We start from the raw sequence: 24,932 nt of genomic DNA on the forward strand, positions 1-24,932 counted from the left end.
TATCCAATACATAGTTGGACGGGTAAAATTACCCTCAGTGATACTTCTGGAAAAGGAGCAATTAACTCCTTTTCTGGAATCCATTGCCAATGGGGATTGTAACGGTGAGGGGACCGTAGTCCTCTGAAAACATCGCGTGTTACTTTACATTTTCAAGAACCTTAACGGGTCATTCAATCGTCTGAGGGACGCCTCTGCGCACATCTCTGGATATCTCCGAGTCGTATCAAACTGACTGGAGTGAACGTAATCTCGTTTACGTAGTCGCTTATCAGATATTCTTATAATGTGGAGCAAGCGTTGAACGTAGAGACAAAACCTGTACCGGCGGCGGTTATTGGGGCTTGCACGGTGAGAAATACGGAAAATGAAGTCACCTATAGGCGAGGTCACGCAGGATGAGAACCTGGAGACGCAAAAAGCAAGTGGATATATGTATTACATAATATATTCCACTGTAAATATAATTATTACATTGCCAATCCGTGAAAATTTCAAAAAAACAAAGTATTTAACATCCGATGCACATTATTTACAATCTATGTTAAGAGCATTAATATTAAATGTTGGCTTCAAAAATAAAGGCAACGAGGCCCTGATTGCTTCAACAAAAGACATCATATGGCGTTATATAAAGAACGTCGAATTCCTGAATATGGGTGCAGCAAAGGACCCCGACAACCAGATCATTCTTCAACCTGCACGAAATCCCATGCGGTCGCCATACCCCTGGCTGTACCTGTTCGAGTGCCTGATAATAAAGACACTCCGCCGATGCGGTCTGCAAATTGGGGTTCCAAAGAAATCGAAACTTCGTGTATTGGATGAAATAGATGTTGTCATTAATAGCGGAGGAGATCAATTAAGCGGAGAAAAAACGCCGGGAAGTAGTTTCTTAAACATTATTTATGCACTATTACTGGATAAACCGGTGGTATTATTTGCAGAGAGCCTTGGTTACTATAAAAGCCCGATAAATCGAATCGTCAGCCGATACGTATTCCAGAGGGTGAAACTGATTCTGGTCAGAGAGGAGCTCTCCAAACAATATCTGCTGGGAAACGGTGTCGACGAGACGAAAATACACGTTACTGCCGATCCTGCGTTCATCTTGCCGCCCGCAGGAAAATCAAGAACTGAGGAAATACTACGGATGGAGAATATTTCAGATATTCCAACCCCGATTGTCGGGATCAATCCCAGTGGTCTAATCAGCAAGTACCTGAACGACCCCACAAAATCTGAAGAGCATTATATTCGGTCAATGGCACATACTATCGACCACCTCGTCGAAACCAAGGGTGTCAGCGTCATTTTGATTCCACATGTCTATTCTACTAAGAACGACGACAGGATGGCGGCGGACAAAATTTTGAAAGCTGTCTCAAATCGAAATAGCGTTTTCCAGATATGCGGAGAATATTCTGCCAGCGAGTTGAAGGGCATTATCGGATTATGCGAGATCTTCGTCGGAGCCAGAATGCATGCGACAATTGCGGCAACATCACTTTGCATCCCAACGGTAGGCATAGCATACAGTCACAAAATGCATGGAATTATCGGGAAAACACTTGGTCTGGAGCAATATATTATAGATATTGATAAATTGGATGAAAGCATTTTAAAGACAACCATCGACGCTGTCTGGTCGGACAGAACCGCCATAAGGGAACACCTTAAAGCAGTAATGCCGGAAGTAATAGAAAAAGCATTCAAAAATGGATATTATTTTTCTAAATTCATTGAATCAAATTAAATATGTTTTATTTTCCGCAATAACATCTCATTTACATAGCGAACGACACGTCGCGGATAATTCGACAGCCGAATCAGACGCAATTGTATAACATCTAACTGCATGACTCTCCTCAACGTGAGGATATCTGCTGCTGAATAGTATTGATTTGGAGTAAATTGTCTGCTTCGTGTCTGCATTGCACCAATAACCCGGAGCCTCCACCTCTCTAGGGGACTACATTTTTCAGGTTGAACCCGTTTTTTTGGGCAAAAATCCCGACGAAGCTCAGCTTCATGCAGGCGGTGTGCGAGATCCCTCCTCTTGGTTGAGATCACGCCCCTCTGACTTCGGATAATTCGCGAAACATCCACCACATCTGCGTCCAATCTGTGAGAATCGCAGCCCTGTTGTATTAGGTTCATCAATTCTGGAGACCGGACGAGTATTAAACTGGTGCCATAAGGGTCGCTCGAATATTCTGGAAGCCACGCATCCATGAACGTCGCATCCGCGCACTCTGCGAAGATATCATCGCAGTAATTGCACGCGTTCGGTGTAAACCAGCGATTCCCCCAGACCTCTGAAAAGCCGTTTTTCCGAGAGACACGATGCTCTGCATTAGATTCGTTGTTACACGAGAAGTAGTAATTGGCTGCAGGTTGTTTGAGGTCCTTGCTCCTATAGTGAACCTTAGTAGGTTTTCCCTCCAGACCCGCGAGTGCTGAAAGATAAGATGTGTAGTGCTTGCTCTTCGACTGCCCACAGGTGAGACCAAGAACTACAACAATTCGCTCTCTTAAGATCTTGTTCTTTTGCTGTGCAAGACGAATCGCTTTCACGAAGCACGGCAGACCGATGATAGCATACCTCCCGGGTTTACTCAAAACATGTCGGATTACTCCGGAAAGTTCAACCGGATAATACGCGGAACCAGATGACTCCTGAACTCCTTCCACTGTGGTCACTACAGTAAACGAGAATAGTTGCTCGGGATCGGAATTCTGCTTCACACAGATGGCAGCATCAACATAACCTTCCTGAAGCAAAGTCTCAAGAAGCCATGTCGCCATGCCACCCGAGGCTCCCTGCTCCCGATGCCTTCCAACTTTAGAATAGCCTGCATATAAACCCGAAAAATATCCTACCTCAGACCTGTGCTGAATGCTTGGGACATCTCCATAAAGTTTCTTCGCAATAGTGTCCTCATCAGGGTTTCCATCCCCAAACGGACAAATTTTTAGGCATATTCCGCACCCCTTCGTACAGCCCTCAATGCTAGCGGGATTGTACTCACCAAACATGTTAAATCCCATTGTAAGGGCGTTTTCAGGACATAGGGCTGTGCATGCCCCACAACCAATACAGAGATTGCGTTCAACCACATATTCGATAACTATAGGCTTCATTTCACATTTCTCCTGATCTTCTTTGGTAAATACGATAAGAACAGAGCACGCTCAAATTCATCAAGGCTGAACGGCCATAATGCAGCCAGATAAGCGATACCAATCATACCGCCAGCAATTATGAGCCCTGGTAAGGTCGTCACTTGGAAAGTCATGTTCAAAACAGCAGCGATCCCTGCGATTGCAACCGTTGCTATAATCCCTGGAAGCATGGAGTTTGTAAAAGTATTTGCCGGAATCTTGAGGATGCGGGTTGCGTACCACGGCGTAAAAAGTGCGTTCTTGAGCGTGAGGGTAATTGCAGCTGCTACGGCAACTCCAAAGTATCCCCAGCCTGTGTACACGGAAAGCGCAATTGCAAGGAGAAGATTCCCAGCTCCCATGATCAGTGTTAATATTCCGGGAATTTTCACTCGGTTATAGGCGACATTAATCGAGAAGAGCGGTAACACAGCAAGATTTACGGTGAGATGTCCGGTTAACACTACCATCAAGAGAGCAAGGAAGGAATACTCTTCTCCAATCCAGATCCCAAGCAGACTTGGAGCAAATCCACACACAAGACCAATCGGAAGAGCCATTAATAGTCCCATCAGTTTGACAGCGCTCTTTGAAACCTTGATAAGGGGCTTGATTTTGTCTCTTGCATAGTATGATAAGATTATTGGCGTATTCACCGCAGCAAGGGTATGCGCAATAGCACGGAGAAGAATGACCCACTGCAGCGCTATGGCGTACTCACCTCCGGCGAGGGCTCCGAAGAACATATTCACCACTATAAGATCGATGTTACGATAGAGAAGAGACCCAATCTGGTTAACTACTACCCAACCTCCCATCCCGGTGAGTTCTCGTAACCGGGATGGAGTAAAGTCGCTTAAACGTACTTTCAGGTGAGGGTTGATCCGGCGGGAGAGCACAATTGCCAGAATTGATGCCGTGACACCTCCGATCAGGTATGCCAGACCTATCAAAGTAAGTGAAGGCTGTGCGATTGAAAAAAATAGAATGATTAAAAGAACCTGTATTACAACATTGACGATATTAACGAGGTTCAGAAGATCGAGACGATTGTATGCAAAGAGCGATACCGTGAAGTTACCACTCCATGAACGGAGCAGGAACGCACCATTCACACCTAGAAAGAGAAAAATGGCTCCTGATTCCTGCCCCGAAGGGACATCGAAGATGGTGGGCGCAAACACGGAGATCAGTAGAACTACTGGCACCATGGCAAGGATAATGCCGGAAACCCCAAAAAAAGCCGTATTAAATGTCTTATTCGCAGAATCATAATTTTCCTGCTGGAGATCCACTGTGAGAAAACGAGCTACTGCAGTGTTGAGCGATTGCGTAAAGAGGCCAACATAACCGTTTAATGACGTTGCAAGCGGAATAATTCCGTAGGCTGCAACACCAAGCGTGGATACAAAATAAGGGACCAAAAGCAGACCGATCATAAGATTTACAATAAAATAGGCTAGATTTCCGACTAGGTTGCGGGGAAGTTGCTGCTTCGAGACACCCCCTTTCATGGGCTTCAGTATTGGCACTCGATCCAACTCCATATCCATAACTTCCCATGCATAACGGGAGGGAAGACCCTTGCTTCAAGAACCGCTTTCATCGTAAGAAGCCTGGACCAAATGCAGGAAGTTGAGAGAAAATCCATTTAGTTACTCCTTTTCATTCAGCATGTGACAACCTGTGATGAATCGTTTCCGCACAGAAGGGGATACATCACAGGCTCAGCACGGTTACTTGCATGCCTCGGTACAACAGGGTAGCGCTCCGACACAATACCATCATCAGCATGTACCCGCTCTGGCAACGTGATTGGATCATGCACGGTGTTCCCGACACCAACCTCATGGAGGCAAGCTGTAGACACATTGCGTGAAAAAGACCTATCCTCTATCATTCGTACAATGCAATGGTGGTAGATGCGCCAAGCTCTAGGTGCAACATAGGGTGTAACAACATCCGGCACTGCACAATGCTCTTTGTAATTGCGGATGTTTGCGACCCTCTGCTCGTTGAAATCTGGCAGTTTTCTGACCGGCACGGGCCCGATGGCGGCCGCAAGCATTCCTGCATACTGGGGGATCGTGCTGTTGCTGGTTGCGATTAAACGCTCAAAGCCGCAGAAATCAGCATACCAGCGCCCGACCTTCGCGAGCTTCAGGCTGAGGGTGAGCATGTCTGAGCGGCTCACCTCCGCGACGGCGTTGATCGCCTCCTTGACGGGGATCAGTTTTGTAACAGTGATAGTCACAAGTTTCATTACGTAACCGAATAGGTATTCTTGTCACCACGGCCAATTCCCTTGTAGATGAATCCGGCGGCAACGAAGGCGTCGGGGTCAACAATATTCCGCCCATCAACAATCACCGGTCGCTCATACCCGCACAACCGCCGGACCTCGGCGGGCACAAGCCCCCGGTACTCCTTATGCCCGGCAAAGACCACCACCGCGTCCGCACCCGATAGCACCCCCGCAAGGTCCCGCGATAACCCCGGCGGCGCATCCGGCGACGTCGCCGGGTCGACCCAGGGATCGTGGACGCGAACCTCCGCCCCCGCAGCAAGCGCCGCATCGCGGAACGGCTCCGCCGGCGTGTTCCGGGCGTCGTCGGAGTCGTTGATGAACGCCCAGCCGAGCAGGGCGATCTTCGAGCCTTTCAAAGTCTTCCCGACCTGCGCGAGCCCCGACTCCGTCAGCCGGAGCATGTGCTCGGGCATGAAGTCGTTGATCCCGCGGGCGAGGGTGTAGAGGGATTCCCGGCCGGCCGGAAAGTCGAGCTCCCCACCGAGCACCTGCACCCCCCGCTCCAGGTGGTAGGTGTCCTTCGTCAGGCAGTGGCCGCCGACCCCGGCGCCGGGCCAGAGGATGGCGCGGGTGATCCCCTCGCCCTTCAGCGACGCCACCCCGGCCCGGACGTCGTAGACGTTGATCCCCATCGCCTCGCAGTAGAGGGCGAGCTGGTTGACGGCCGCGATCTGGAGGTCGCGGAAGGTGTTCTCGGCGGTCTTCGTCACCTCGGCCGCGGTCGCGGTCATCGGGATGACCGTGCCGGCCGTGAGGACCGGCGAGTAGAGCTCCACGGCCCGCGCCGTCGAGACCTCGTCGATCCCGCCGACGATCCGGTCGTGCTCGCGGATGTTCCGGAGCAGCCGGCCGACCATCACCCGCTCGGGCGCGTGGGCCAGCGCGAAGTCCTTCCCGGCGACGAGCCCGGACTCGCCCTCGAGGATCTCGCGGGCCATCCCGGCGGTCGTGCCGGGGGTGATCGTCGACTCGAGGACGACGAGCATCCCGGGCGTGAGGTGCCGCCCGACGTTCCGGAGCCCTTCGATGAGGGGAGTGAAGTCAGGGAGAAGGTCCTTCTTGTCCTTAAACGGCGTCTGGATCGCGAGGGTCACCGCGTCGCACTCGGCGATCTTCGAGAAATCGGCGGTGCAGGAGAACTTCCCGGCGCCGACGACCTTTCCGAGCAGTTCTTCAAGCCCGGGCTCCTCGCCCTTGAGCGGCGACTCGCCGCGGTTGAGCATATTGATCTTGTATCCGGAAGAAGCGGAGTCCCGCTGGAAACCGTAGACGTGTTCGAAGTGCGGGACGTCCGCAAAGAGCGCCGCCGCCGGGATGCCGACGTAGCCCATCCCGATGACGCCGATCGTCCGGATCGGGCCGCGTTTCCCGATGAGTGTTGCGAGGTTCTCGGTCATTGTATGCATCTCTGTTTTGTATTCAGGGTTCATATTCGGTGATGATCGCGGCGATCCGCGCGGCTGCATGGCCGTCGCCGAACCGGGCAGAGTGCCCCCGGCGCGCACCGCCGGCCGCATCAGCCTCCGCGACGATCCGGTCGGCATCCGCGCCGACGAGGACGTTCCAGCCGTCCTCCAGGGTCTCGACCCACTCGGTGTTCTCGCGGAGGGTGACGCAGGGCACCTCAAGGATGTAGGCCTCCTTCTGGACGCCGCCGGAGTCGGTCAGGACCGCCCGGGCGCCGGAGAGAAGGGTGAGCATATCGAAGTAGGGGAGCGGTTCGACTACCCGGACGTTTGCCGCCGGTGTGATCCCGTACCCGGCGAGCTTCTTCTGCGTCCGGGGATGGACCGGGAAGATCACCGGTATATCGAGACGGGAGAACGCCTCCATGATCGCCCGAAGCGCGGCGGGATCGTCGGTGTTGCTCGCCCGGTGGACCGTGGCGAGAAAGTACGCCTTCGGCGAGAGGCCGAGATCGGCGAGAGCCGTGGAGCGCTCTTTTGCAAGAGGGAGGTTCTCCCGGAGCGCGTCGACCATCACGTCCCCGGTGAGGTGGACGCCCGCGGTGACTCCCTCGGCTGCGAGGTTCGCGACGGCGGTCCCCGTCGGGCAGAAGAGGAGGTCCGAGCAGTGATCCGTCAGGACCCGGTTCACCTCCTCGGGCATCCGGCGGTCAAAACTCCGGAGCCCCGCTTCGACGTGCGCCACCGGCACATGCATCTTCGCCGCGGCGAGCGCCCCCGCGAGGGTCGAGTTCGTGTCCCCGTAGACCAGAACAATCTCCGGCTCCTCCTTCGCGATCACCTCCTCGATCGCGGCGAGCATCCGGCCGGTCTGGACGCCGTGGCTCCCCGACCCGATCTCGAGGTGGTAGTCCGGTGCCGGGATCCCGAGGTCCCGGAAGAAGACCTCCGAGAGGAGGTAGTCATAGTGCTGGCCGGTGTGGACGAGGACCTCCTCGTGCACCTTCCGGACCTCCCGCGAGACCGGGGCGCACTTGACGAACTGGGGCCGGGCCCCGACGATCGATACGATCTTCATGCCGCAAGGCTCCGGGAGATCTCCTCGCAGACCCGGACGTTCGAGAGCCCCTGCTCCGGCGTGACCGTGAAGGGCTTGCCGTCGCGGGCGGCGCGGATGAACGTCGAGAGTTCGATCTTCAGGGGCTCGACCTTGTTCACCAGGAGCTTCTCGATGATGTTCTCCTGGCGGTAGAGTCCGTTCTCCTGCCCGTAGGCCTCAGGTTTCCGGTAGACATAGACCTCCTGGGTCATGAAGTCGCCCTCGATCGTCCGGTCCTCCTCCTCGATGTAGATCGATCGGACCTTCTTCGAGGACTTGCGGGAGGCCGAGAGGTAGACCGGCGTCCGCCCGAAAGCCGCGAGCGCCGCGGCGACGTCCCCGGTCCCGCTCGCGTGGACGGTATACTCCCGCCCGGGGAAGAGGACGTTGAAGGCGACGTCGATGTCGTGGATCATCAGGTCCTCGACGACGGAACTCCCGCTCACCCTGGCCGAGGCCGGGTTGTGCCGGTGGAAGGAGACGTAGAGGGGGTTTTGCACGACCCGCGCAACCTCGGTGACGACCGGGTTGAACCGCTCGATGTGGCCGACGCCGACCGTCAGCCCGTCGGGGATCTGCCCGATCAGCTGCTCGCACTCGCGCACGGTGAGGCAGAGGGGCTTCTCGATGAGGGCGTGCACCCCGGCGGCGATGACCTCTCCCGCTGTCCGGAGGTGGTAGGGGGTCGGGACCACGACCGAGACGCACTCGGCCTTCCGGAGGAGCTCCTCCATCGAGCGGCAGACCTCCGCCCCCGTGGCGGCGGCGACCTCTTCGGCCGCCTTCGTGTTCAGGTCGTAGACGTAGGTCGTCCCGACCTCCTTGAGCTCGGAGTAGACCCGGACGTGGTTCCTGCCCATGACGCCGGTGCCGATGACGCCCGCGTCCATCTAGATCACCTCGTTGATCGTCTCGCAAATGTAGGCCCGGGCCTCGTCGGTGACGTTCGGGTGGACCGGGATCGAGAGGACCGAGGCCGCGAGTGATTCCGCGACCGGGCAAGCCGCGGCCCCGGCGTAGTAGGGCTGCCGGGAGAGGGCTACGGGATAGTGGACAGCGCAGCCGATCCCGCGCTCGCGGAGGTGGGCCATGAACTCGTCCCGCGAGAGGGGGAACTGCTCGGTGAGCCGGAGGGAGTACTGGTGCCAGACGTGGGTCCGGCCGGCGGCGACCGACGGCAGCACGAGCCCCGGCGCCGTGATGTGAGCACCGTAGTAGGCGGCGTTCTCCTGCCGGCGGCGGTTGAAGCCGTTGAGTTTTGCGAGTTGCACCCTCCCGAGCGCGGCGTTGATATCAGTCATGCGGTAGTTGTAGCCGAGCTCGGTATGGAGGTACTTCTCGCTCTGGCCGTGGTTGATGATCCGGCGGAGACGGGCGTCATACTCGCCCGATGCCGTCGTCACCATCCCCCCTTCCCCGGTCGCCAGGTTCTTTGTGGCGTAGAACGAGAAGCAGGCGAGGTCGCCGAGGCTGCCGGTCTTCTTCCCCCGGTAGATGGCCCCGTGAGCCTGGGCGGCGTCCTCGATGAAGACGAGACCCTTATCGCTGCAGATCTCCTGGATTGCCCCGGCGTCGCAGGGCTGGCCGTAGAGGTGGACGCCGATCACGGCCTTCGTCTTCGGGGTGACCTTGGCGAGGATGTCGGCCGGGTCGATCGTGGCGGTCGCGGCATCGACGTCGGCAAAGACGGGGCGGGCACCGCACATCGAGACCGAGGAGGCGGTCGCAAAGAACGTGAAGGCCGGGACGATCACCTCGTCCGCAGGTCCGACGCCGGCGGCGAGCAGCGCCGCGTGGAGGGCGGTGGTCCCGTTCGAAACGGCGACAGCGTGGGGAACACCGCAGTATATGGCGAACTCTTTCTCAAAGGCGGCGGTGACCGGACCCTGGGCGATCATGCCGGAGGCGAGGACGGCGAGAACGGCTTCGTTTTCTTCGTTTCCGAGGGAAGGCTGGGCGATGGGTATATGCATGGATTATCTATCTCCGGAAGCTGGTGTCATGTTTCTTTCGCGTGGTTTAATATACGGGTTTGCTTTTTTGATTGAAAATTCAGCGAAGAATCGCTAATATCCCCTGGAGTGATGTCGACCGGGAAACTGTCCACGCAGCCGTTCAACGGCCCAATCTCGTATCACCTCCGCCCGGCGCCCGCAGAATCGCCGTCGCCACCCTGACGCTAACCCACCCGGGCTGGAAAAACAGGCGTCGCGCCAATTTCAGGCCGAACGCCCGCTTGCCGGTCCTCGGAGGTACAGGTCACCCTGATCCGGAGAGCAGCGATCTGCATGGATGCGTTCTGTTCCGTGGAACATATCCGAACCAATGGCTGGAAACGGTTCTGCCCCTCCCTCCCGGATATGCCGCTTTTGGAGCAGGCATCCTCTCGGCGTGCCGTGGTACGCTCGCGAGCGCATACTCCGATCCGGAACGGATACACTCACCGTGCAGCCGGCCTTTATTACTCCGTCTGAAGCTACCCGTCGCCATGCGCCGGTTCAGGACGGTCCCGCCGGGCCCGGTGCGTCCGGAGATACTCGAACCGGGAAAGAGCGGAGTTCCGGGCATTCTCAAAGAACGCGTCGATCCGGTCGGCCTGCTCGCGGCTCTAAGCCTCGTTCGGGACTTCCCTGACCCAGCATGTCTCCGGACAAAGGCCAGCCGCTCCTGCCGGATTCTCTCACGATCAAACCTCAATTCCATACTGGCCTCCCTGGCATATCATTCATCCTGCAAAATCCCGTCCGGGTCGAAGGTTACAAACTTGCCATCACTCTCGATCCCGGCGCTCATCCTCCAATCCCGGTCGCGCCGGATCTCGCCATCCCTTCCCGGTTCCTGCTTCATGCGGAACCCTGCGCTTCCGCCGACCGCAGGAACCTCTCGACTTCCTGCTGAAAGAGGGCGAAATCCTGATGTGCTCCGCCAGTATCGAGAAGGCGAGCGCGTCGTCGATCGCTTCGTAGCGGTGGATGACGGTGTTCCGGAGCCCTTCGCTTTCAGACTCTGCCGCATCTCCCGGTCGAACGCCCCGTGCTGCATGAGGTTCTCGAGGATATCCTCATCGGTGCCGGGGGCGCCGAGATGAAGGTCCGCGCTCAGGATAACGCAAAAGACGTTCTCGATGGCGTTTTCGATGCGTTTGTAGATGCCGTTCTTTGCGATTCCGAGCCGCCCGAACGACTCGGCCGAATCGGGGAAGTACCCCGTGAGCAGATCGACGCTCTCCGTCATCTCGCGGAGTTTGATCCAAATGACCGTGTCCCGGACCCCTCCGTCACGTTATCGTCTCCTTTCCGATGTAGTCGTACAGTCCATGTTTAAAGTCGTCGAACTCCCGATCGTCCGGTAGGTGACGTCGTAGAGGAACCGTTCGTCAGGGCAGTAAATTGCCTCTCCGCGGAGGACTTCCGCCCGGATATAAAGCGGCAGAAGGGAGAAGATCGGATCTCGTAGCGTCATCAGCGATTTCGGAGAGCGCCGCAAACCGGAACCGGACGGCCTCCGGGCCCCCGTCGTAGTAGACAGCGAGGTCGATGTCGGACCCCGCTCTCGCTCGGCCTTCGGTGACCGAGCCGTAGAGGAGGATGAAGCGGACCTGAGCGAACCGAGGTTCCTCATGCGATCGAGCGCATGCAAGAGGTCCTGCTCCGTTGCTCTCATCGCGAACTTCTCTCGTCCATAAGTGGCATCTGTCTTCTGATACGTTTCCCTGTGGGCTCGCGGCGGGGAAGGCATTCAGCCGGTTCCCTCGGCCCGGGTGGAGGAGATCCTGTGGTGGTCGGAATACCGCCTTCCCCGCCGCCAGGGAGTTCTCCTGTCCGTTTGTCGGGACCGCCTGCGATCACCAGCGTCTACAGCAGGTTTATGAACACCGGCGTCTGGTACCGGTATAGGTTCTCGCTTTAGTCCGTCGAAACCGCTCGTCCCGGAACGGAACGCTTATACCCTAACTCCTGAAACAATCTGGGAGAATGCGGCGTGTTGCGGTCCTCCTCGGTGTCTGTCTCCTCCTTGCCGGCCTGCCGGCCGGCGCCCTGGCAGGAGCGGCGCTCTGGACCTACTCCGCACCGTCCGAGATCACCAGCCTTTCGCTGACTCCGGACGGCTCGTACGTCCTGATCGGCGAGGGACGACTCTGTTTCCTTGCCGGCAACGGCACCCCCCTCTGGCAGGAGCGGACGGCGAAACTGGCCGCCTGCTCTGCCGATGGAAGTCTGATCGCGGCGGCGAGCGGCCCGTCGCTCACCCTCATGGACCGGAACGCCACCGTGATCTGGCAGGAGGAAGTTCCATCTACCGGGGTGGCCCTCGCCCTTTCCCCGAACGGAAAGCGTATTGCGATGGCGGACTTCGTCGGGAAGGTGTACTTCTACGATGCCGACGGCACCCTCCGTGCCACGGTCGACACCCGGCCCAAAGACAAGAGTAAGGCCGTGATCTCCGAGATCCGCGACGTTGCCCTCTCCAGAGGGGGTGAGTATGCCGCAGTCGTCTCCAGTTGCGGCTTATTCTATTATACGGGTGCCGGGAGAAAGGTCTGGGTGCGCGAGGGCAGCCTTGAGGGAGGCACTGCCGCCGCGGTCTCAGGGACGGGCAACGAGGTTGCCGTTGCCTCCGATGCCAGCGTCCGTCTCCTGAACCGCACGGGCAGTCTGCTCTGGACTTACCGGTGCCCCCGCCCGGTCACTGCCCTCGCGATCTCGGAGGACGGCTCCCGTGTCCTGGCCGGGCTGCAGGACAACAGCCTCGTCTGCTTTGACCGGGAGGGCGAGCGGATCTGGAGTTTCACCGCCGGCGCCTGGATACGGGATGTCGCCGTTTCCAAGAACGGCTCCCGCGTCCTTGCCGGTTCTTTGGACCGGCAGGCCTATCTCTTCGACGGAGCCGGGCACCTGCTCGACACCTATTCTCTCGACGGCGGGATAGAGCACGTCGCCCTCACCGCGGACGGCACTGCGGGCGTCGTGGCTTCTTTCCGCAAGGTGATCGGCATCTCGACTGCGGCGGCGACTGCGACGCCCACCGCCGCAGGCACCACGCCCCCTCCCCCGTCAACTGCGACCTCCGCCGCGACCCCTGTCCCGGTAACGACCGCTCCCGCAGTCCCCGTCCAGGAGGCCGTGACCCCCACTCCGGCCCCCGAGGGGGACTCCGGCTTCCCCTTCCTCCCTATCGCCGGCCTCCTTGCCTGTAGCGCGGCCATCGGGGCCGGGTACCTATACCGGCAGCACCAGGAGCCACCCCTGACCCCGGAGGCGGCGGTGCCGGAGGGCCCCTCTGCGCCCTTGCATGTTCCGGAGCCGGCCCCCCCTGAAGTCAAGGAGGCGCCGCCGGCCCCCTGGCGGGTTTCCTTGGAGCAGGGGAGGACAAGGGAGGCGGCGCGAATCCTCTCGCGGGAGATGACCGTCCTGATCGGGCAGCGTGCCGGAGTCCGCGTCATCTACATCGTTGACGCCCTGAACGCCTGCCCGGAGCAGCGGCAGGACCTTGCCCGGTTCTTCGAGGATGCGAATCGCCTCGCCTACGCCTCCAAAGACCCAACCCGGGAGGATATCGAGGCGCTTGAGGCGGCGTACCTGCGCCTCGCAGAGGAGATCTCCGGGGGCTCCCGGACGGACTAACTATGAAGATGGCTCCCCGATCAGGATGCTATCCTCCGAAGATGAGCGTCGAAATTCAATCAGTCTGAAGCACTCGCATTCGCACGTTCTGGGGTCCGTGGCATGGGAGTGGTGCAGTGTCTTGCCGGCGATTATCGGAACTAAAAGAGAAAACTCACGCAGAGCCTTTCCGCTCCGCGTCCTTCTTCCGGTAGCCCTCGAGCAGCACCGTCACCAGGTTCTTCACCGGCACGTCCGTGCAGTCCGCGATATGGAACTCGCAGAACGGGCAGACCGTCACCACGACGTCGGCGCCGGTCGCCTTCACGCATTCGTCGCGTTTTGCACCGAGGGCTTTCGCCTCCTCCGGCACCCCCGACCGGACGCCGCCGCCGGCGCCGCAGCACTGCGTCGGCATCTCGACGAACTCCCGCACGGCTCCGCGGAGCAGTTCCCGCGGCTGCTCGCTGATCCCCTGGCCGCGGAGGAGGTGGCAGGGGTCGTGGTAGGTCGCCGTGATATCCAGCTTCGCCGGCGGCTCGATCCCGTACTCCGTCAGGACCTCGGTGACGTCTTTGACGGTGAACGGCGTATCGTAATCGTTCTTCAGCGTCGCCCCGCACCCGGCGCAGATCGTCATCACGGTCTTGATGCCCCGGCGGGCGAAGGCCTCGATGTTCCTCCTCTTCAGGTCGTCGACGTCCGCCGTCTGCCCCGTCCGGATCAGCGGCGAGCCGCAGCAGACCTGGTCGTGGGGGACGATCACCCGGATGCCGTTGCGCTTCATGACCTCCATCGCATCGAGCGCCGTCTGCGGCACCCGGCCGTTGAACATGCACCCGACGAAGAAGCCCACCTCACCGCGGACGGGGCCGTCGGGCTCGATCACCTCCGGCACCTGCTCGAGGAACGTCTCTTTCGTCCGCTCGACACTCCTTCCTGTCTCCCTGACCAGCCGCGCCACCTCCTGGTGGCGGGGGAGGGTCAGCCCCTGGCGGTTCGCGACCTCGCGGAGCTTCTCGATGGCTTTGCCCGGGATGTCGATCGCCTTCGGGCAGACCTCCGTACAGCGCTTGCAGGTCGTGCAGTAGAAGAGGCCTTTTGCGATCGAATCCGTGATCCGGTCCCCGGAATCCCGGGGATCGAGGGCGAGGCGCATCTCCTGCCGGAGCACCGTCGGACCGGCGAACTCCGTCACCTGGAGCGCCGGGCAGGCCGAGACGCAGCAGAGGCACTCGATGCAGTCCCGGAGCGGCTTGATCGTCGCGATCTCCTCCTGTGACGGGAGGCCTGCATCGTGCGCCGGGCAGATCCGGGCGATCTTCGCGATCACCGGCTCCATGTCGACCGTGAGGTCTTTGACGACCGGGAGGTCGAGCGGCTCGACCGTCATCCCGTCGCGGGCCTCCGCCATGCAGGCGAGGGCGGGCTTCCCGTCCACCTTGACGGCGCAGCTCCCGCACTGCCCGGACCCGCAGCAGTAGCGGTAGGAGAGCGTCGCATCGTGCTCGTCGCGGATCGCGTGGAGGGCGTGGAGGACCCGGGCGCCCTCGTTGACCCGGACCGTGTACTCCTCGATGTGCGGCTCCATGTCCTCGGCCGGGTCGAACCGGGAGACCGCGAGGGTGATCGTCTTCATGCCGGCACCTCCCGCCGCTCGATCCCAACGCGCGCGAGCGAGACGTAGGTGTGGGAGAAGGGCGACGTCGCCGGCTCCGTGATAACCGTCGCGTCCCGACGGACGTGGGCGCCCCGGTTCTCCGGCCGGAGAAGGGCGCACCGGACGACCAGGGAGGCCGTGGTGCACATGTTCCGGACCGTACAACATTCGGTAAGGTTCGCCGTCGAGGCGGCGCGGACCCGTCGGGCGGCAAGCCCCCGGATCTCGTCGAGCGCCGTCTGCAGGTCGGCGGCGTTCCGGAAGATCCCGGCCCGGTTCCACATCGTGAGTTTCAAATCCTTCCGGACGGCGGCGGGGCTCGTATCCCCGTCGGAGAAGCCGTCGAGGACCCCGAGCACCCCGTCGACTCCGGCGGAGTCGATGCGGCCGCTCCGGGCCGGCGCCTTCCCGGCGAACTCCCCGGCCCGCTTCCCGAAGACCTGGGTGTCGGCAAGCGCGTTCCCGCCGAGGCGGTTTGCCCCGTGGACCGCGCCGGTCACCTCACCGCAGGCGAAGAGGCCCGGGATGGTCGTCCGGCACTCCGGGGTGATCCGGAGCCCGCCCATGATATGGTGGGCGGTGGGAGCGACCTCCATCGGCTCCCGCCGGATATCCACGCCGTAGGCGAGGAACTGCTCGAGCATCACGGGGAGCCTGCTCTCGATCGTCTCCGCGGGGAGGTGGGTCACGTCCAGGTAGACCCCGCCGCGGGCCGTCCCGCGGCCCTCCAGCACCTCGGTCGCGATCGCCCGGGCGACAACGTCGCGGGTCGAGAGCTCCATCCGGGCCGGGTCGTAACGCTCCATGAACCGCTCGCGCCGGGCGTTCAGGAGTACGCCCCCCTCGCCCCGGACCGCCTCCGTCACCAGCCGGCCGCGGGCGTCGTAGGGGTAGATCGCACCGGTGGGGTGGAACTGGACCATCTCCATATCGATCAGCTCCGCCCCTGCCCGGTAAGCCATCGCGAACCCGTCCCCGGTCCCGGCGGCGGAGTTCGTCGAGACGTCGTAGACCTGCGTCCCCCCGCCGGTCGCGAGCACCGTCGCGTCGGCCGAAAAGAGGACGGGGCTCCCGTCCCGGTCGAGAGCGATCGCGCCCGCGACCGCCCCGTTCTCGTCTTTGACGAGGTCGACGACCGAGACCTCCTGGTAGAGCTGCGTGTCCGTCGCGTCGAGCCGGTCGAGGAGCGTCATGATCAGCTCGTGGCCCGTCCGGTCGCCGGCATAGCAGGTCCGGGGGAACCGCTGCCCCCCGAACGGCCGCTGCGCGACCTGGCAATCATCGGTCACGTCGAAGACCGCACCCCACCGGACGAGGTCGCCCATCCGCTCCGGCGCCTCGCGGACCAGCGCGTCCACGAGCGCGGGGTCGTTGAGGTACGCCCCGCCCTTCAGCGTGTCCTCGCGGTGGACGTCGACGGAGTCCGCGTCCCGCAGCACTGCGTTGAACCCGCCTTCCGCCATCGTCGTGCACCCGCCCTTGCCGGCAATGGTCTTGGAGACCAGGACCACGCCGCCGTGCCGGGAGGCCTCGATCGCGGCTCGCACCCCGGCGCCGCCGCTTCCGATAACCAGCACGTGCGCGTCCACAATCTCGTCAACAAGCATCTTATTAGTCTGTGCGTTGTATAATACCATAAAGCAATTGCAGGGGACTAGTGAGCCAGAATGAGGCTTTTAATGAAATTCGGCGGCACCTCCGTCGGGGAAGCAGATTGTATCCGACGGGTCGCAGACATCGTGGAATCGCATCGTGCGGCAGGCGACGAGCTTGCCGTGGTCGTATCGGCATGCTCGAAGGTCACCGACCAGATCATCGCGGTGGCCGACGAGGTCATCGCGAGCAAGGAGCAGCCCGAGCTCGGGACGCTTCTTGACGCCATGCGGACCCGGCACACCCGGCTCCTCGCGGAGACCGCTCCCGACTACGTCGACGAGGTGACCGCGGTCATCGACGACCGGCTCACCCGGCTGCAGAACATCCTCTCCGCGGTCCACACCTTGAAAGAGCTGACTCCACGGTCCCGCGACTACATCATCTCCTTCGGGGAGCGGCTCTCCGCCCCGATCGTCTCGGCCGCCCTCCGGCAGCGCGGTATCCCTTCCTCCGTCCTCGACGGCGCCGAGGCCGGGATCGTCACGACCGCGAACTACGGGGACGCCCGTGCCCTCCCGGCGAGCGAGGGGAGGATCCGGAGCCGGGTCACCCCGCTCCTCGCGGATTCCACCCCGGTGATCATGGGGTTCATGGGAGCGACCGAGCAGGGCGTCATCACCACCCTCGGCCGGAGCGGCTCCGACTACTCGGCGGCCGTCGTCGGCGCCGGGATCGATGCCGACGAGATCTGGATCTGGACCGACGTCGACGGCGTGATGACGTCTGACCCCCGGATCATCAAGGATGCCCGGGTCCTCGACGACATCTCCTACCTCGAGGTGATGGAACTCTCCTACTTCGGCGCGAAGGTCCTCCACCCGCGCTCGATCGAGCCCGCGATGCAGAAGGATATCCCGATCCGGGTCAAGAACTCCTTCCGGCCCGAAGTCCCCGGCACCCTCGTCCTCCGCGACAAGCACCAGGAGAAGCGGGTGGTCAAGGCCGTCGCCCTGATCGAGAAGGTGGCGCTCGTCAACGTCAACGGCGCCCAGATGATCGGCCGCCCCGGCGTCGCACGGACGATCTTTCAGGCGCTCGCGGAGCGCGAGGTGAACGTCATGATGATCTCGCAGGGCTCCTCTGAAGCCAACATCTCCCTCATCATCGACGAGACCCACCTCGAGGCCGCGAAGGCCGCCCTCGACCCGATCGTGCAGCAGGGCGTCGTGCGCGAGGCTACCTACGACCGCGACGTCGCGGCGGTCGCCGTTGTGGGGGCCGGGATGGCCGGCTCCCCCGGCACCGGGGGCCGGATCTTCTCCGCGCTCGGCCGTGCCGGGATCAACGTCATGATGATCTCGCAGGGCTCAAGCGAGGTGAACGTCTCCTTCGTCGTGACGGGCGGCGACGGCAAGCGTGCCCTGCAGGTGCTGCACGACGAATTCCGTCTCTCGGAGAACTCAGATGACTGAACATACTTACCGCGAAGCCGGGGTCGATATCGACCTCGAGGCCCGGGCGGTCCGGGCGCTGATCGAGAACCTCACCTACCGGAGGACCGGCGACTTTTCGATGCTCGGGAAGGTCGGCCACTTCGCCGGCCTGATCGACTGCGGCCCGTTCGTCCTCGCGCTCGCCGTCGACGGCGTCGGCACGAAGATGCTCGTCGCGGACGAGCTTCGCGACTGGAGCACCGTCGGGATCGACTGCATCGCGATGAACGTCAACGACCTCTACGTGATGAACCTCGAGCCCGTGGCGTTCGTCGACTACGTCGCGACCGACGCCCTCTCGCCGGAGAAGATGGCCCAGATCGGCCTGGGCTTGAACGAGGGCGCGAGGCTCGCGAACATGAACATCGTCGGCGGGGAGACCGCGACCCTCAAGGGGCTCGTGAACGGCCTCGACCTTGCCGGGACCTGCCTTGGGGTCCAGAAGAAGGAGAAGGTCGTCACCGGCGAAGCGATCGTCCCCGGCGACGTCATCGTCGGCGTCCCCTCAAGCGGCATCCACAGCAACGGCTTAACCCTTGCGCGGAGGGTCGTCGAGGACTGCGCCTCCTACGAGACCCGGCTCTCGAGCGGCAAGACCCTGGGGCAGGAACTCCTGACCCCGACCCGGATCTACGCCGAGGTCCTCCGGGTGACGGAGGCCTGCGAAATCCACGGGATGTGTCACGTCACCGGCGGCGGGCTCCTGAACTTCGAGCGGCTCACCGGCTACGGGTTCTCCTTCACCGAACCCCTCGAGGTCCCCGAGATCTTCAGGTGGCTGCAGGAGAACGGGAACATCGGGACGGTCGAGATGTACCGGACCTTCAACATGGGCATGGGCTACGCCTTCGTCGCCCCAAGAGAGAGCGTCGCCGCGATCCAGAAGATCCTCCCCGACGCCCGGGTGGTCGGCACGGTGACGGCGGAACCCGGCGTGCGGTTGAAGGGTATCGAGATTAAGTGAAGGATCCCCTTAACCTCCGTTTTTATTCCAGGGTATCCCTGTTGCGCTATTCGCAGGTTTACGAGACCCATTTGCAGCCCATACTCGCGGCTTCGCGTGAGTAAATTTGGGTGGATATCGATGTAGCCTCACGCGAAGCCGCGAAGGACGCGAAGTTGTATGTGGGCAGAGCAATCCCTCTTCACATCCTCACGCTCGTTGCGTTTGCACTTTGGGCCTTCTGGTGTTCGGGTTCCGGATGTGCCGTCCTTTGCTCCTAACACCCCGGTCTTCTATGCTCTGGCGTATCCGAAATTACGTCCCGCCGCCCTGCTCCTCGAAGTAGTGCATCGCCTCGGGGACGTACTCCCTGACCCGTCTCAGGAAATGGTCCGCAAGACCGGCGTCGGCCACCATGAGCGAGTGCTGCATCGCCCGCTCCGTACTCTTCGAGAGCCCGCCCGTTTGGTCCATCTCCGTCTTGATCTCGTGGACGGCGTCCTCGACCTCCGCTTCGCTCTCCCACTTCAGCACCGATATGGTTCGTGCCATTCTCTTCACCTCAGGGCGTCGCGTATGGGAGGTGGTCCTATTTGAGGTTAACCCGGCGGCGGGAAAAAAGAGAGATATCAGGCCTCGCTCTGATCGAGGAGCATCTTTTCGGCTTTCTCACTGACGAGCATGCTGTTTCCGGAAGGGTCCTCGAGGATGACCGTGAAGGGAACGGCCACTTCCCGCGCGGTGCCGAGGGTCTCGAGCATCCTGAGTGCGGCCGCCCGCTCCTCCTCGCTCTCCGGGTCGGCGAGGACCGTCCCCACCGCCCGCTCGAACCGGGAGATGACCCCCTCGATGTTGGTGACGAACCCCTCGCAGGCGGTCCCGGGCTCGACCGAGAGGCCGAACTCCGGGATCGTGATCGTCCCCGTCGTGCTCCGCACCACCCGGATGGCGAGGTCCTCGGGCTCCTCCACGCGCACCGTCCATCGCACCGGGTCGCCCTCCCCGAGGATGATGGTGTCGGTGTGCCGGTAGCCGCATCCCTCGCAGGCGATCGCGACGAGCAGCAGGTCGGGGAAGTGGGGGATGTCCAGGCGGTGGTGGACGATCTCGATATCGCACCCGCACGCCGGACAGGTCCCCTGGTACGCATCCCGCACTAGACGCCACCGCCGATCTTGTCGCGGGAGACCTTGACGGACATCGGGGTGATGACGACGTACTTCTGCTCGCCGAGGCCGACGATGTCGCCGTTCACGTCCTTTGCCACGTCGCGGAGGTCCTTTAAGACCCGCTCGAACGTCACCTTGTCCATCTTCAGCCGCCCGATATCGACGATGACGATGTTGCCGTTATAGACCTCGTCTTTGACGCGGGGGGTATCCTTGAGGTCGGCGATGGTGGCGATCTTGATGTACATGGAGGCCGGCTCTTCTTCGGATTTTCCCTCGTAGGAGGCGAGGTCAAGCTCCATATAGTCTTCTTCGCTTTTTGTGGGGGTTTTACCGAGGATGCTGTCAAAGAGCTTTTTAACCATAACAAAATTGAGGAATGAATTTTATTTAATAGTATCCTTTAATTTCCCCGTCAGATCTCAAGATTCCAGATATCGTCGCCGACGTAATGGATGCTCTTGACGGATTTGCCCTTCTCCTGCCGCTCCATGTCGGCGGCGTCGAGCAGAGCGACCCCGACGGCGAGCGGTTTGCCGTAGCGCTCCTCGACGACCTGCACCGGGTGCCCTTGTCGGATATCCGGTGAGATCGAGACGATGCCCGGACGCATGGCATCCGCGCCGTTCGCGACGAACCTGACCGCGCCGGCATCCACGACCACCCGGCGCTCGGGGATCGGGTGCTCGACGAGGCCGCGGAGGGTGGGAAACGCCCAGGTCTCGGAGGCCATCAGGAACGGCTTTTTATCGACGAGGTAGAGTTCGACGGAAGCGTCCGTCTCGGCCCGCTCGATCCGGTCCGACCGGAAGAGGTCTGCGGACGGGCCGATCTCGTCGGCGAGGCGGTCCAGGAGCTCGGTGATCTGCGATTTCCGGATGACGTGGCGCTTCTTTACGGTGATCTTCGGCATGGAATCGGGACCTCGGGGGGATATCGTGCGGCGCAGAGCACCGCGGTTATATTTAAGTAGCTTCCTCACTCAAATATATTACTCCAGAAAGGACGGCATAGGGTAATCATATGACGCCAAGACCGTTGGATATTTTAGATCAGGTACTGAATCGTCAGCCCGTCATCATCAGCCTCAAAGGTGGAAGGGAGATCCGGGGTATCCTGCAGGGATACGACGTTCACATGAATTTGGTACTGGATAAGGCAGAGGAAGAAATGGACGGCACGGTTCAGAGACTGGGCACGCTGATCGTCCGCGGTGACAACGTAATTTACATTACCCCTTCAATCGAATAAGTAGGTGAGAGAGCATGTCAAAAGGCACACCCTCAATGGGCAAGCGGCAGAAGCGCACCCACATCGCCTGCAGGCGGTGCGGCAAGATCTCGTTCCACGCACAGCACAAGGTCTGTGCGGCCTGTGGTTTCGGAAGAAGCAGCAGGCTCCGCAGCTACCGGTGGACGGAGAAGAAGGCAAAGGTACCGACTCACTAGAGCTGTATCATGTGTGGTATCGTTGGCATCGTCGATGCTGGCGGTGTCTCTTTTCCGTTGTACTATGCCCTGTACGCTCTCCAGCACCGGGGGCAGGAGAGCGCGGGGATCTCTACTTTTGAAGGCACGACCCTGTACACGCACAAAGGTCAGGGTCTCGTTGCCGAGGTCTTCAACAAACATATCCTGCAAGGATTGCCGGGGACCGCCGGAATTGGACACGTGCGCTACCCGACGACCGGATCAAAGATCCCGGAGAATGTTCAGCCGTTCAAGTTCCACTATCAGGGGCTTGACCTGGCGATCGCCCATAACGGCAACCTGGTGAACACGGCCGAGCTCCGCGAGGAGTACGAGCGCCGGGGGCAGATCTTCTGCACCACGACCGACACCGAGATCATCGCGAGCGTCATCGCCGACGCGCTCCGGACCTCAAAGAGCATGGAGGATGCCGTGCGGCTCTGCATGCGCCGCCTGCGCGGCTCCTATGCGGTCGTCGCGCTGGTGAACGGCGTCGTCTACGCCTTCCGCGACCCGCTCGGGATCAAACCGCTCTGCATCGGCCGGATCGACCACGGCTACATCGTCGCCTCGGAGAGCGTGGGGATCGATGCGCTGGACGGCACGTTCGTCCGCGACGTCCGGCCGGGCGAGCTCGTCTGCATCGATAAGGACGGGCTCTCCTCGGTCCAGGTTGCGACCGCGAACCGGACGGCGCACTGCATCTTCGAGTACATCTACTTCGCCCGCGCCGACTCGATCATCGACGGGACGCTGGTCTACGACGTCCGGCGGAAGATCGGGCAGGACCTCTACGACGCGAGCCCGATCGAGGCGGACATCGCCTGCCCGGTCCCGGACTCCGGGATCGCCTACGCCGCCGGCTACGCCGAGCGGTCGGGGACCCCGTTCGTGGAGGGGCTGATGAAGAACCGCTACATGGGCCGGACGTTCATCATGCCGACCCAGCAGCAGCGGGAGCGGGCGGTCCGGATCAAGCTCAACACCGTCCGCGGGAACCTCAAGGACAAACGGGTGGTCCTCATCGACGACAGCATCGTCCGGGGAACGACCTCCCGCCGGATCGTGAACATGATCCGCGACGCGGGCGCGAGCGAGATCCACCTCCGGGTCGGCTCGCCGCCGATCATCGCCCCCTGTTACCTCGGCGTGGACATGCCCACCCGCACGGAGTTGATCGCGAGCGGGCAGGATGTCGAGGCGGTCTGCGGGAGCGTCGGGGCGACCTCGCTTGCCTACATCCCGCTCGAGGACCTGGTGGAGGCGATCGGGTGCGACGAGCGGAACCTCTGCACCGGGTGCCTGACCGGGTGCTACCCGGTGGAGATCAACGGGGAGAAGAGCTGCCACTGCGTCGTCGACTACGTGGCCGGCACCCACCAGTCCGACCTCTCGGCCTTCAGGGGCGAGAAGGAACGGACAGCGTAAGTTCACCGTCTCCGGTGGCTGTGGGCCCCGGGGAGGTTTTTCTTTTTTTGGCCGGGAAGTGTCCTGGACGCTTCCCTCGCCGGTGAAGTCGCTCCTGGCACCTGGTGCATACCCGTTTGACGGGTGTCTGCCTGCGACTTTCTGCCGCGGGGGAAGGCGCGATATCCTCGCGGTCCGGTCTGTCGGGATCGCCTCTGTCCTTTGAGGCGACCTGCGAGATCAGGGCCCGAACCCGCTTATCCCGCGCGAGCGGCCGGGCTCGCCGGGAAGACGGTCTTGAGAGACGCAGGGGCTGGGTGCTGTTGAACAAAGGAGACACTTGATGAATGAAGAATGCGAAGAATGCGAAGAAACGCTGAAGAATCGAACATAGCGAGGGATGGATTTGAACCATCGGTCTACGGGTTATGAGCCCGCCGGGATTTCCTGACTACCCCACCTCGCTTCACATCTGTGAGGTATATAACATTGTACTTCCAGGGATATATACCTTCCTGCCCATCCGGCGCCCGCACTCGCACCTGCGGTGCCCGAACCCCCCCGTTCCGCCGGCCGTCGCCACCCAACCTTTTATAGGAACCTGCACCATACCTCGCAGCATGGATGAGAATCGACCGGTAGACGACGACCTGCAGCGCCTCCGTGAAGAGCGCCTCCGCGAGATGGAGGCCCGGCTCATGGGCGGTCGGGGTAGTGTCTTCGAACTCGCCGACGATACGTTTCAGGAGGCCGTGCGGGCGCACACCGCCCTGGTCGTCGACGTCTGGGCGGAATGGTGCGGTCCCTGCCGGATGGTGGCCCCGGTGATCGAGGACCTCGCGCGCGACTTTGCCGGCAGGGTGGCCTTTTCCAAGTGCAACGTCGACCAGAGCCCGCGGCTTGCGGCACAGTTCAGCATAACCGCGATACCGACGCTCCTCTTCTTCTCGAACGGGGCGCTCGTCGACCGGGTGGTCGGCGCGCTCCCGAGAGAGGCGATCAAGGCCCGGGTCATGCGGGCGTTCGGCTAGAGGGGCCCGCCCCGCCGGGACCTGAGCCGGTCGGAGAGCCGCGCGGCCATGATGAAGTCGTTTTGGGAGAGGCCGCCGATGGCGTAGGAGTACCAGGCCACGTCCACCATCCGGCCCTCGCGGATCCCGACATCGGGGAGGTGGCCCTCCTGCGCGGCGAACCGGGCGATCTCGCAGAGAAGATCGAGGGCGCCGGAGAAGTCCCTGCAGGCGAACCGGGCCGAGAGACGGCCGTCAACGAGTAACCAGTCCGGGACCTCCGGCAGGAGGTCGGCGATCTCCCGCCGGGTCAGGGGTGCCGTATCCGCGATGCCCGGATCGATCGGCTCGGAGGGAAGGTCCATAGTGATCCCTCTCTCCGGCGGATGAAAAAGGTTCTTCTCCGGCCCTGCTCCTCGGATTCGCACCTGACGGTGCTCAAGCTCGCTCTGCTCGCACTTCGCGGCTTCGCGGCTTCGCGGCTTCGCGGCTTCGCGTGAGGCCGTATAACATCCTCGCGGGTTAGCTCACGCGAAGCCGCGAAGAACGCGAAGGGAAGGTTATGAGTTGTGAACAACTATGGGGAGTCGCACCTGCGGTGCTC

General features: G+C 61.1%; 25 protein-coding genes and 1 tRNA gene. 8 read left to right on the top strand and 18 right to left on the bottom strand.

Features of this window, described 5'->3' with window-relative positions; genetic code table 11:
- Positions 1–367: 367 nt before the first annotated feature.
- Positions 368–1,756: a polysaccharide pyruvyl transferase family protein gene (locus F8E02_RS04085; protein WP_317064191.1), complete on the top strand. Its 1,389-nt coding sequence runs from the start codon at positions 368–370 to the stop codon at positions 1,754–1,756.
- On the opposite strand, the gene F8E02_RS04090 is transcribed toward F8E02_RS04085, so the two are convergent.
- From F8E02_RS04090 to F8E02_RS04135, 10 genes are all read right to left on the bottom strand, one after another.
- The gene (locus tag F8E02_RS04090) at positions 1,753–3,144 is read right to left on the bottom strand and encodes a Coenzyme F420 hydrogenase/dehydrogenase, beta subunit C-terminal domain (protein WP_317064192.1); all 1,392 of its coding nucleotides are present in this window, start codon (positions 3,142–3,144) and stop codon (positions 1,753–1,755) included. The two genes, F8E02_RS04085 and F8E02_RS04090, sit on opposite strands and share 4 nt — an antisense overlap.
- Positions 3,141–4,697: an oligosaccharide flippase family protein gene (locus F8E02_RS04095; protein WP_317064193.1), complete on the bottom strand. Its 1,557-nt coding sequence runs from the start codon at positions 4,695–4,697 to the stop codon at positions 3,141–3,143. Before F8E02_RS04095 ends, F8E02_RS04090 begins: the two co-directional genes overlap by 4 nt.
- 137 nt (positions 4,698–4,834) lie before the next feature.
- A complete protein-coding gene (locus F8E02_RS04100; RefSeq protein WP_317064194.1) occupies positions 4,835–5,428 on the bottom strand; it encodes an aspartate aminotransferase family protein in 594 nt (197 codons plus the stop codon).
- Entirely contained in the window at positions 5,428–6,870 is a 1,443-nt protein-coding gene (locus F8E02_RS04105) for a nucleotide sugar dehydrogenase (protein ID WP_317064195.1), read from the bottom strand. Before F8E02_RS04105 ends, F8E02_RS04100 begins: the two co-directional genes overlap by 1 nt.
- A gap of 22 nt (positions 6,871–6,892) precedes the next feature.
- Positions 6,893–7,957, bottom strand: a complete 1,065-nt coding sequence (wecB, locus tag F8E02_RS04110) for a non-hydrolyzing UDP-N-acetylglucosamine 2-epimerase (protein ID WP_317064196.1) — start codon at positions 7,955–7,957, stop codon at positions 6,893–6,895.
- On the bottom strand, positions 7,954–8,868 hold the full coding sequence (locus F8E02_RS04115) for a Gfo/Idh/MocA family oxidoreductase (RefSeq protein ID WP_317064198.1): 915 nt from the start codon (positions 8,866–8,868) through the stop codon (positions 7,954–7,956). Before F8E02_RS04115 ends, wecB begins: the two co-directional genes overlap by 4 nt.
- On the bottom strand, positions 8,869–9,951 hold the full coding sequence (locus F8E02_RS04120; protein WP_317064199.1) for a DegT/DnrJ/EryC1/StrS family aminotransferase: 1,083 nt from the start codon (positions 9,949–9,951) through the stop codon (positions 8,869–8,871). It lies immediately after the preceding gene.
- 748 nt (positions 9,952–10,699) lie between these two features.
- Entirely contained in the window at positions 10,700–11,212 is a 513-nt protein-coding gene (locus F8E02_RS13135; protein WP_449405569.1) for a hypothetical protein, read from the bottom strand.
- 48 nt (positions 11,213–11,260) lie between these two features.
- Positions 11,261–11,440 carry a hypothetical protein gene (locus tag F8E02_RS04130; RefSeq protein ID WP_317064200.1) on the bottom strand — a complete coding sequence of 60 codons (180 nt, stop codon included), beginning with the start codon at positions 11,438–11,440 and terminating at the stop codon, positions 11,261–11,263.
- Positions 11,355–11,786: a nucleotidyltransferase domain-containing protein gene (locus F8E02_RS04135; RefSeq protein ID WP_317065147.1), complete on the bottom strand. Its 432-nt coding sequence runs from the start codon at positions 11,784–11,786 to the stop codon at positions 11,355–11,357. The genes F8E02_RS04130 and F8E02_RS04135 overlap by 86 nt, the downstream gene beginning before the upstream one ends.
- A 166-nt stretch (positions 11,787–11,952) precedes the next feature.
- On the opposite strand from F8E02_RS04135, the gene F8E02_RS04140 reads away from it, so the two are divergent.
- Positions 11,953–13,602, top strand: a complete 1,650-nt coding sequence (locus F8E02_RS04140; RefSeq protein ID WP_317064201.1) for a WD40 repeat domain-containing protein — start codon at positions 11,953–11,955, stop codon at positions 13,600–13,602.
- Between the two features lie 154 nt (positions 13,603–13,756).
- On the opposite strand, the gene tfrB is transcribed toward F8E02_RS04140, so the two are convergent.
- Positions 13,757–15,220: a fumarate reductase (CoM/CoB) subunit TfrB gene (tfrB, locus tag F8E02_RS04145; protein ID WP_317064202.1), complete on the bottom strand. Its 1,464-nt coding sequence runs from the start codon at positions 15,218–15,220 to the stop codon at positions 13,757–13,759.
- The gene (gene tfrA / locus F8E02_RS04150; RefSeq protein ID WP_317064203.1) at positions 15,217–16,848 is read right to left on the bottom strand and encodes a fumarate reductase (CoM/CoB) subunit TfrA; all 1,632 of its coding nucleotides are present in this window, start codon (positions 16,846–16,848) and stop codon (positions 15,217–15,219) included. The genes tfrB and tfrA overlap by 4 nt, the downstream gene beginning before the upstream one ends.
- A gap of 72 nt (positions 16,849–16,920) precedes the next feature.
- On the opposite strand from tfrA, the gene F8E02_RS04155 reads away from it, so the two are divergent.
- Together F8E02_RS04155 and purM are read left to right on the top strand one after the other, a co-directional pair.
- Positions 16,921–18,309, top strand: a complete 1,389-nt coding sequence (locus F8E02_RS04155; protein ID WP_317064204.1) for an aspartate kinase — start codon at positions 16,921–16,923, stop codon at positions 18,307–18,309.
- A complete protein-coding gene (gene purM, locus F8E02_RS04160; RefSeq protein WP_317064205.1) occupies positions 18,302–19,294 on the top strand; it encodes a phosphoribosylformylglycinamidine cyclo-ligase in 993 nt (330 codons plus the stop codon). The genes F8E02_RS04155 and purM overlap by 8 nt, the downstream gene beginning before the upstream one ends.
- Before the next feature lie 294 nt (positions 19,295–19,588).
- Here purM and F8E02_RS04165 read toward each other — a convergent pair whose 3' ends face one another.
- The 4 genes from F8E02_RS04165 to F8E02_RS04180 all read right to left on the bottom strand — a co-directional run bounded on the left by F8E02_RS04165 (position 19,589) and on the right by F8E02_RS04180 (position 21,355).
- The gene (locus F8E02_RS04165) at positions 19,589–19,825 is read right to left on the bottom strand and encodes a hypothetical protein (RefSeq protein WP_317064206.1); all 237 of its coding nucleotides are present in this window, start codon (positions 19,823–19,825) and stop codon (positions 19,589–19,591) included.
- A 77-nt stretch (positions 19,826–19,902) separates the two neighbouring features.
- Positions 19,903–20,430, bottom strand: a complete 528-nt coding sequence (locus F8E02_RS04170) for a ZPR1 zinc finger domain-containing protein (RefSeq protein ID WP_317064207.1) — start codon at positions 20,428–20,430, stop codon at positions 19,903–19,905.
- Positions 20,430–20,807, bottom strand: coding sequence for a cell division protein SepF (locus tag F8E02_RS04175; RefSeq protein ID WP_317064208.1), 378 nt, complete (start codon positions 20,805–20,807; stop codon positions 20,430–20,432). Before F8E02_RS04175 ends, F8E02_RS04170 begins: the two co-directional genes overlap by 1 nt.
- A gap of 50 nt (positions 20,808–20,857) precedes the next feature.
- A complete protein-coding gene (locus F8E02_RS04180; protein WP_317064209.1) occupies positions 20,858–21,355 on the bottom strand; it encodes an RNA-binding protein in 498 nt (165 codons plus the stop codon).
- A 110-nt stretch (positions 21,356–21,465) separates the two neighbouring features.
- Here F8E02_RS04180 and F8E02_RS04185 point away from each other — a divergent pair, with 110 nt between their 5' ends.
- The 3 genes from F8E02_RS04185 to purF are packed head-to-tail and all read left to right on the top strand — an operon-like array spanning position 21,466 to position 23,339.
- Positions 21,466–21,693: an LSM domain-containing protein gene (locus F8E02_RS04185; RefSeq protein ID WP_317064210.1), complete on the top strand. Its 228-nt coding sequence runs from the start codon at positions 21,466–21,468 to the stop codon at positions 21,691–21,693.
- Between the two features lie 14 nt (positions 21,694–21,707).
- Positions 21,708–21,890: a 50S ribosomal protein L37e gene (locus tag F8E02_RS04190; protein ID WP_317064211.1), complete on the top strand. Its 183-nt coding sequence runs from the start codon at positions 21,708–21,710 to the stop codon at positions 21,888–21,890.
- A gap of 9 nt (positions 21,891–21,899) precedes the next feature.
- Positions 21,900–23,339 (top strand): amidophosphoribosyltransferase, encoded by a 1,440-nt coding sequence (gene purF / locus F8E02_RS04195; protein ID WP_317064212.1) that lies wholly within the window; start codon positions 21,900–21,902, stop codon positions 23,337–23,339.
- A 370-nt stretch (positions 23,340–23,709) separates the two neighbouring features.
- Here the strand turns inward: purF and F8E02_RS04200 are convergent.
- Positions 23,710–23,784 (bottom strand) — tRNA-Met (locus F8E02_RS04200).
- Between the two features lie 154 nt (positions 23,785–23,938).
- Here F8E02_RS04200 and trxA point away from each other — a divergent pair.
- Positions 23,939–24,349: a thioredoxin gene (trxA, locus tag F8E02_RS04205; RefSeq protein ID WP_317064213.1), complete on the top strand. Its 411-nt coding sequence runs from the start codon at positions 23,939–23,941 to the stop codon at positions 24,347–24,349.
- Here the strand turns inward: trxA and F8E02_RS04210 are convergent.
- Positions 24,346–24,693, bottom strand: coding sequence for a 4a-hydroxytetrahydrobiopterin dehydratase (locus F8E02_RS04210; protein WP_317064215.1), 348 nt, complete (start codon positions 24,691–24,693; stop codon positions 24,346–24,348). The two genes, trxA and F8E02_RS04210, sit on opposite strands and share 4 nt — an antisense overlap.
- Positions 24,694–24,932: the final 239 nt, after the last annotated feature.

Origin of the sequence: Methanoculleus caldifontis (genome assembly GCF_032842345.1) — an archaeon.
Taxonomy (GTDB): Archaea; Halobacteriota; Methanomicrobia; order Methanomicrobiales; family Methanoculleaceae; genus Methanoculleus; species Methanoculleus caldifontis.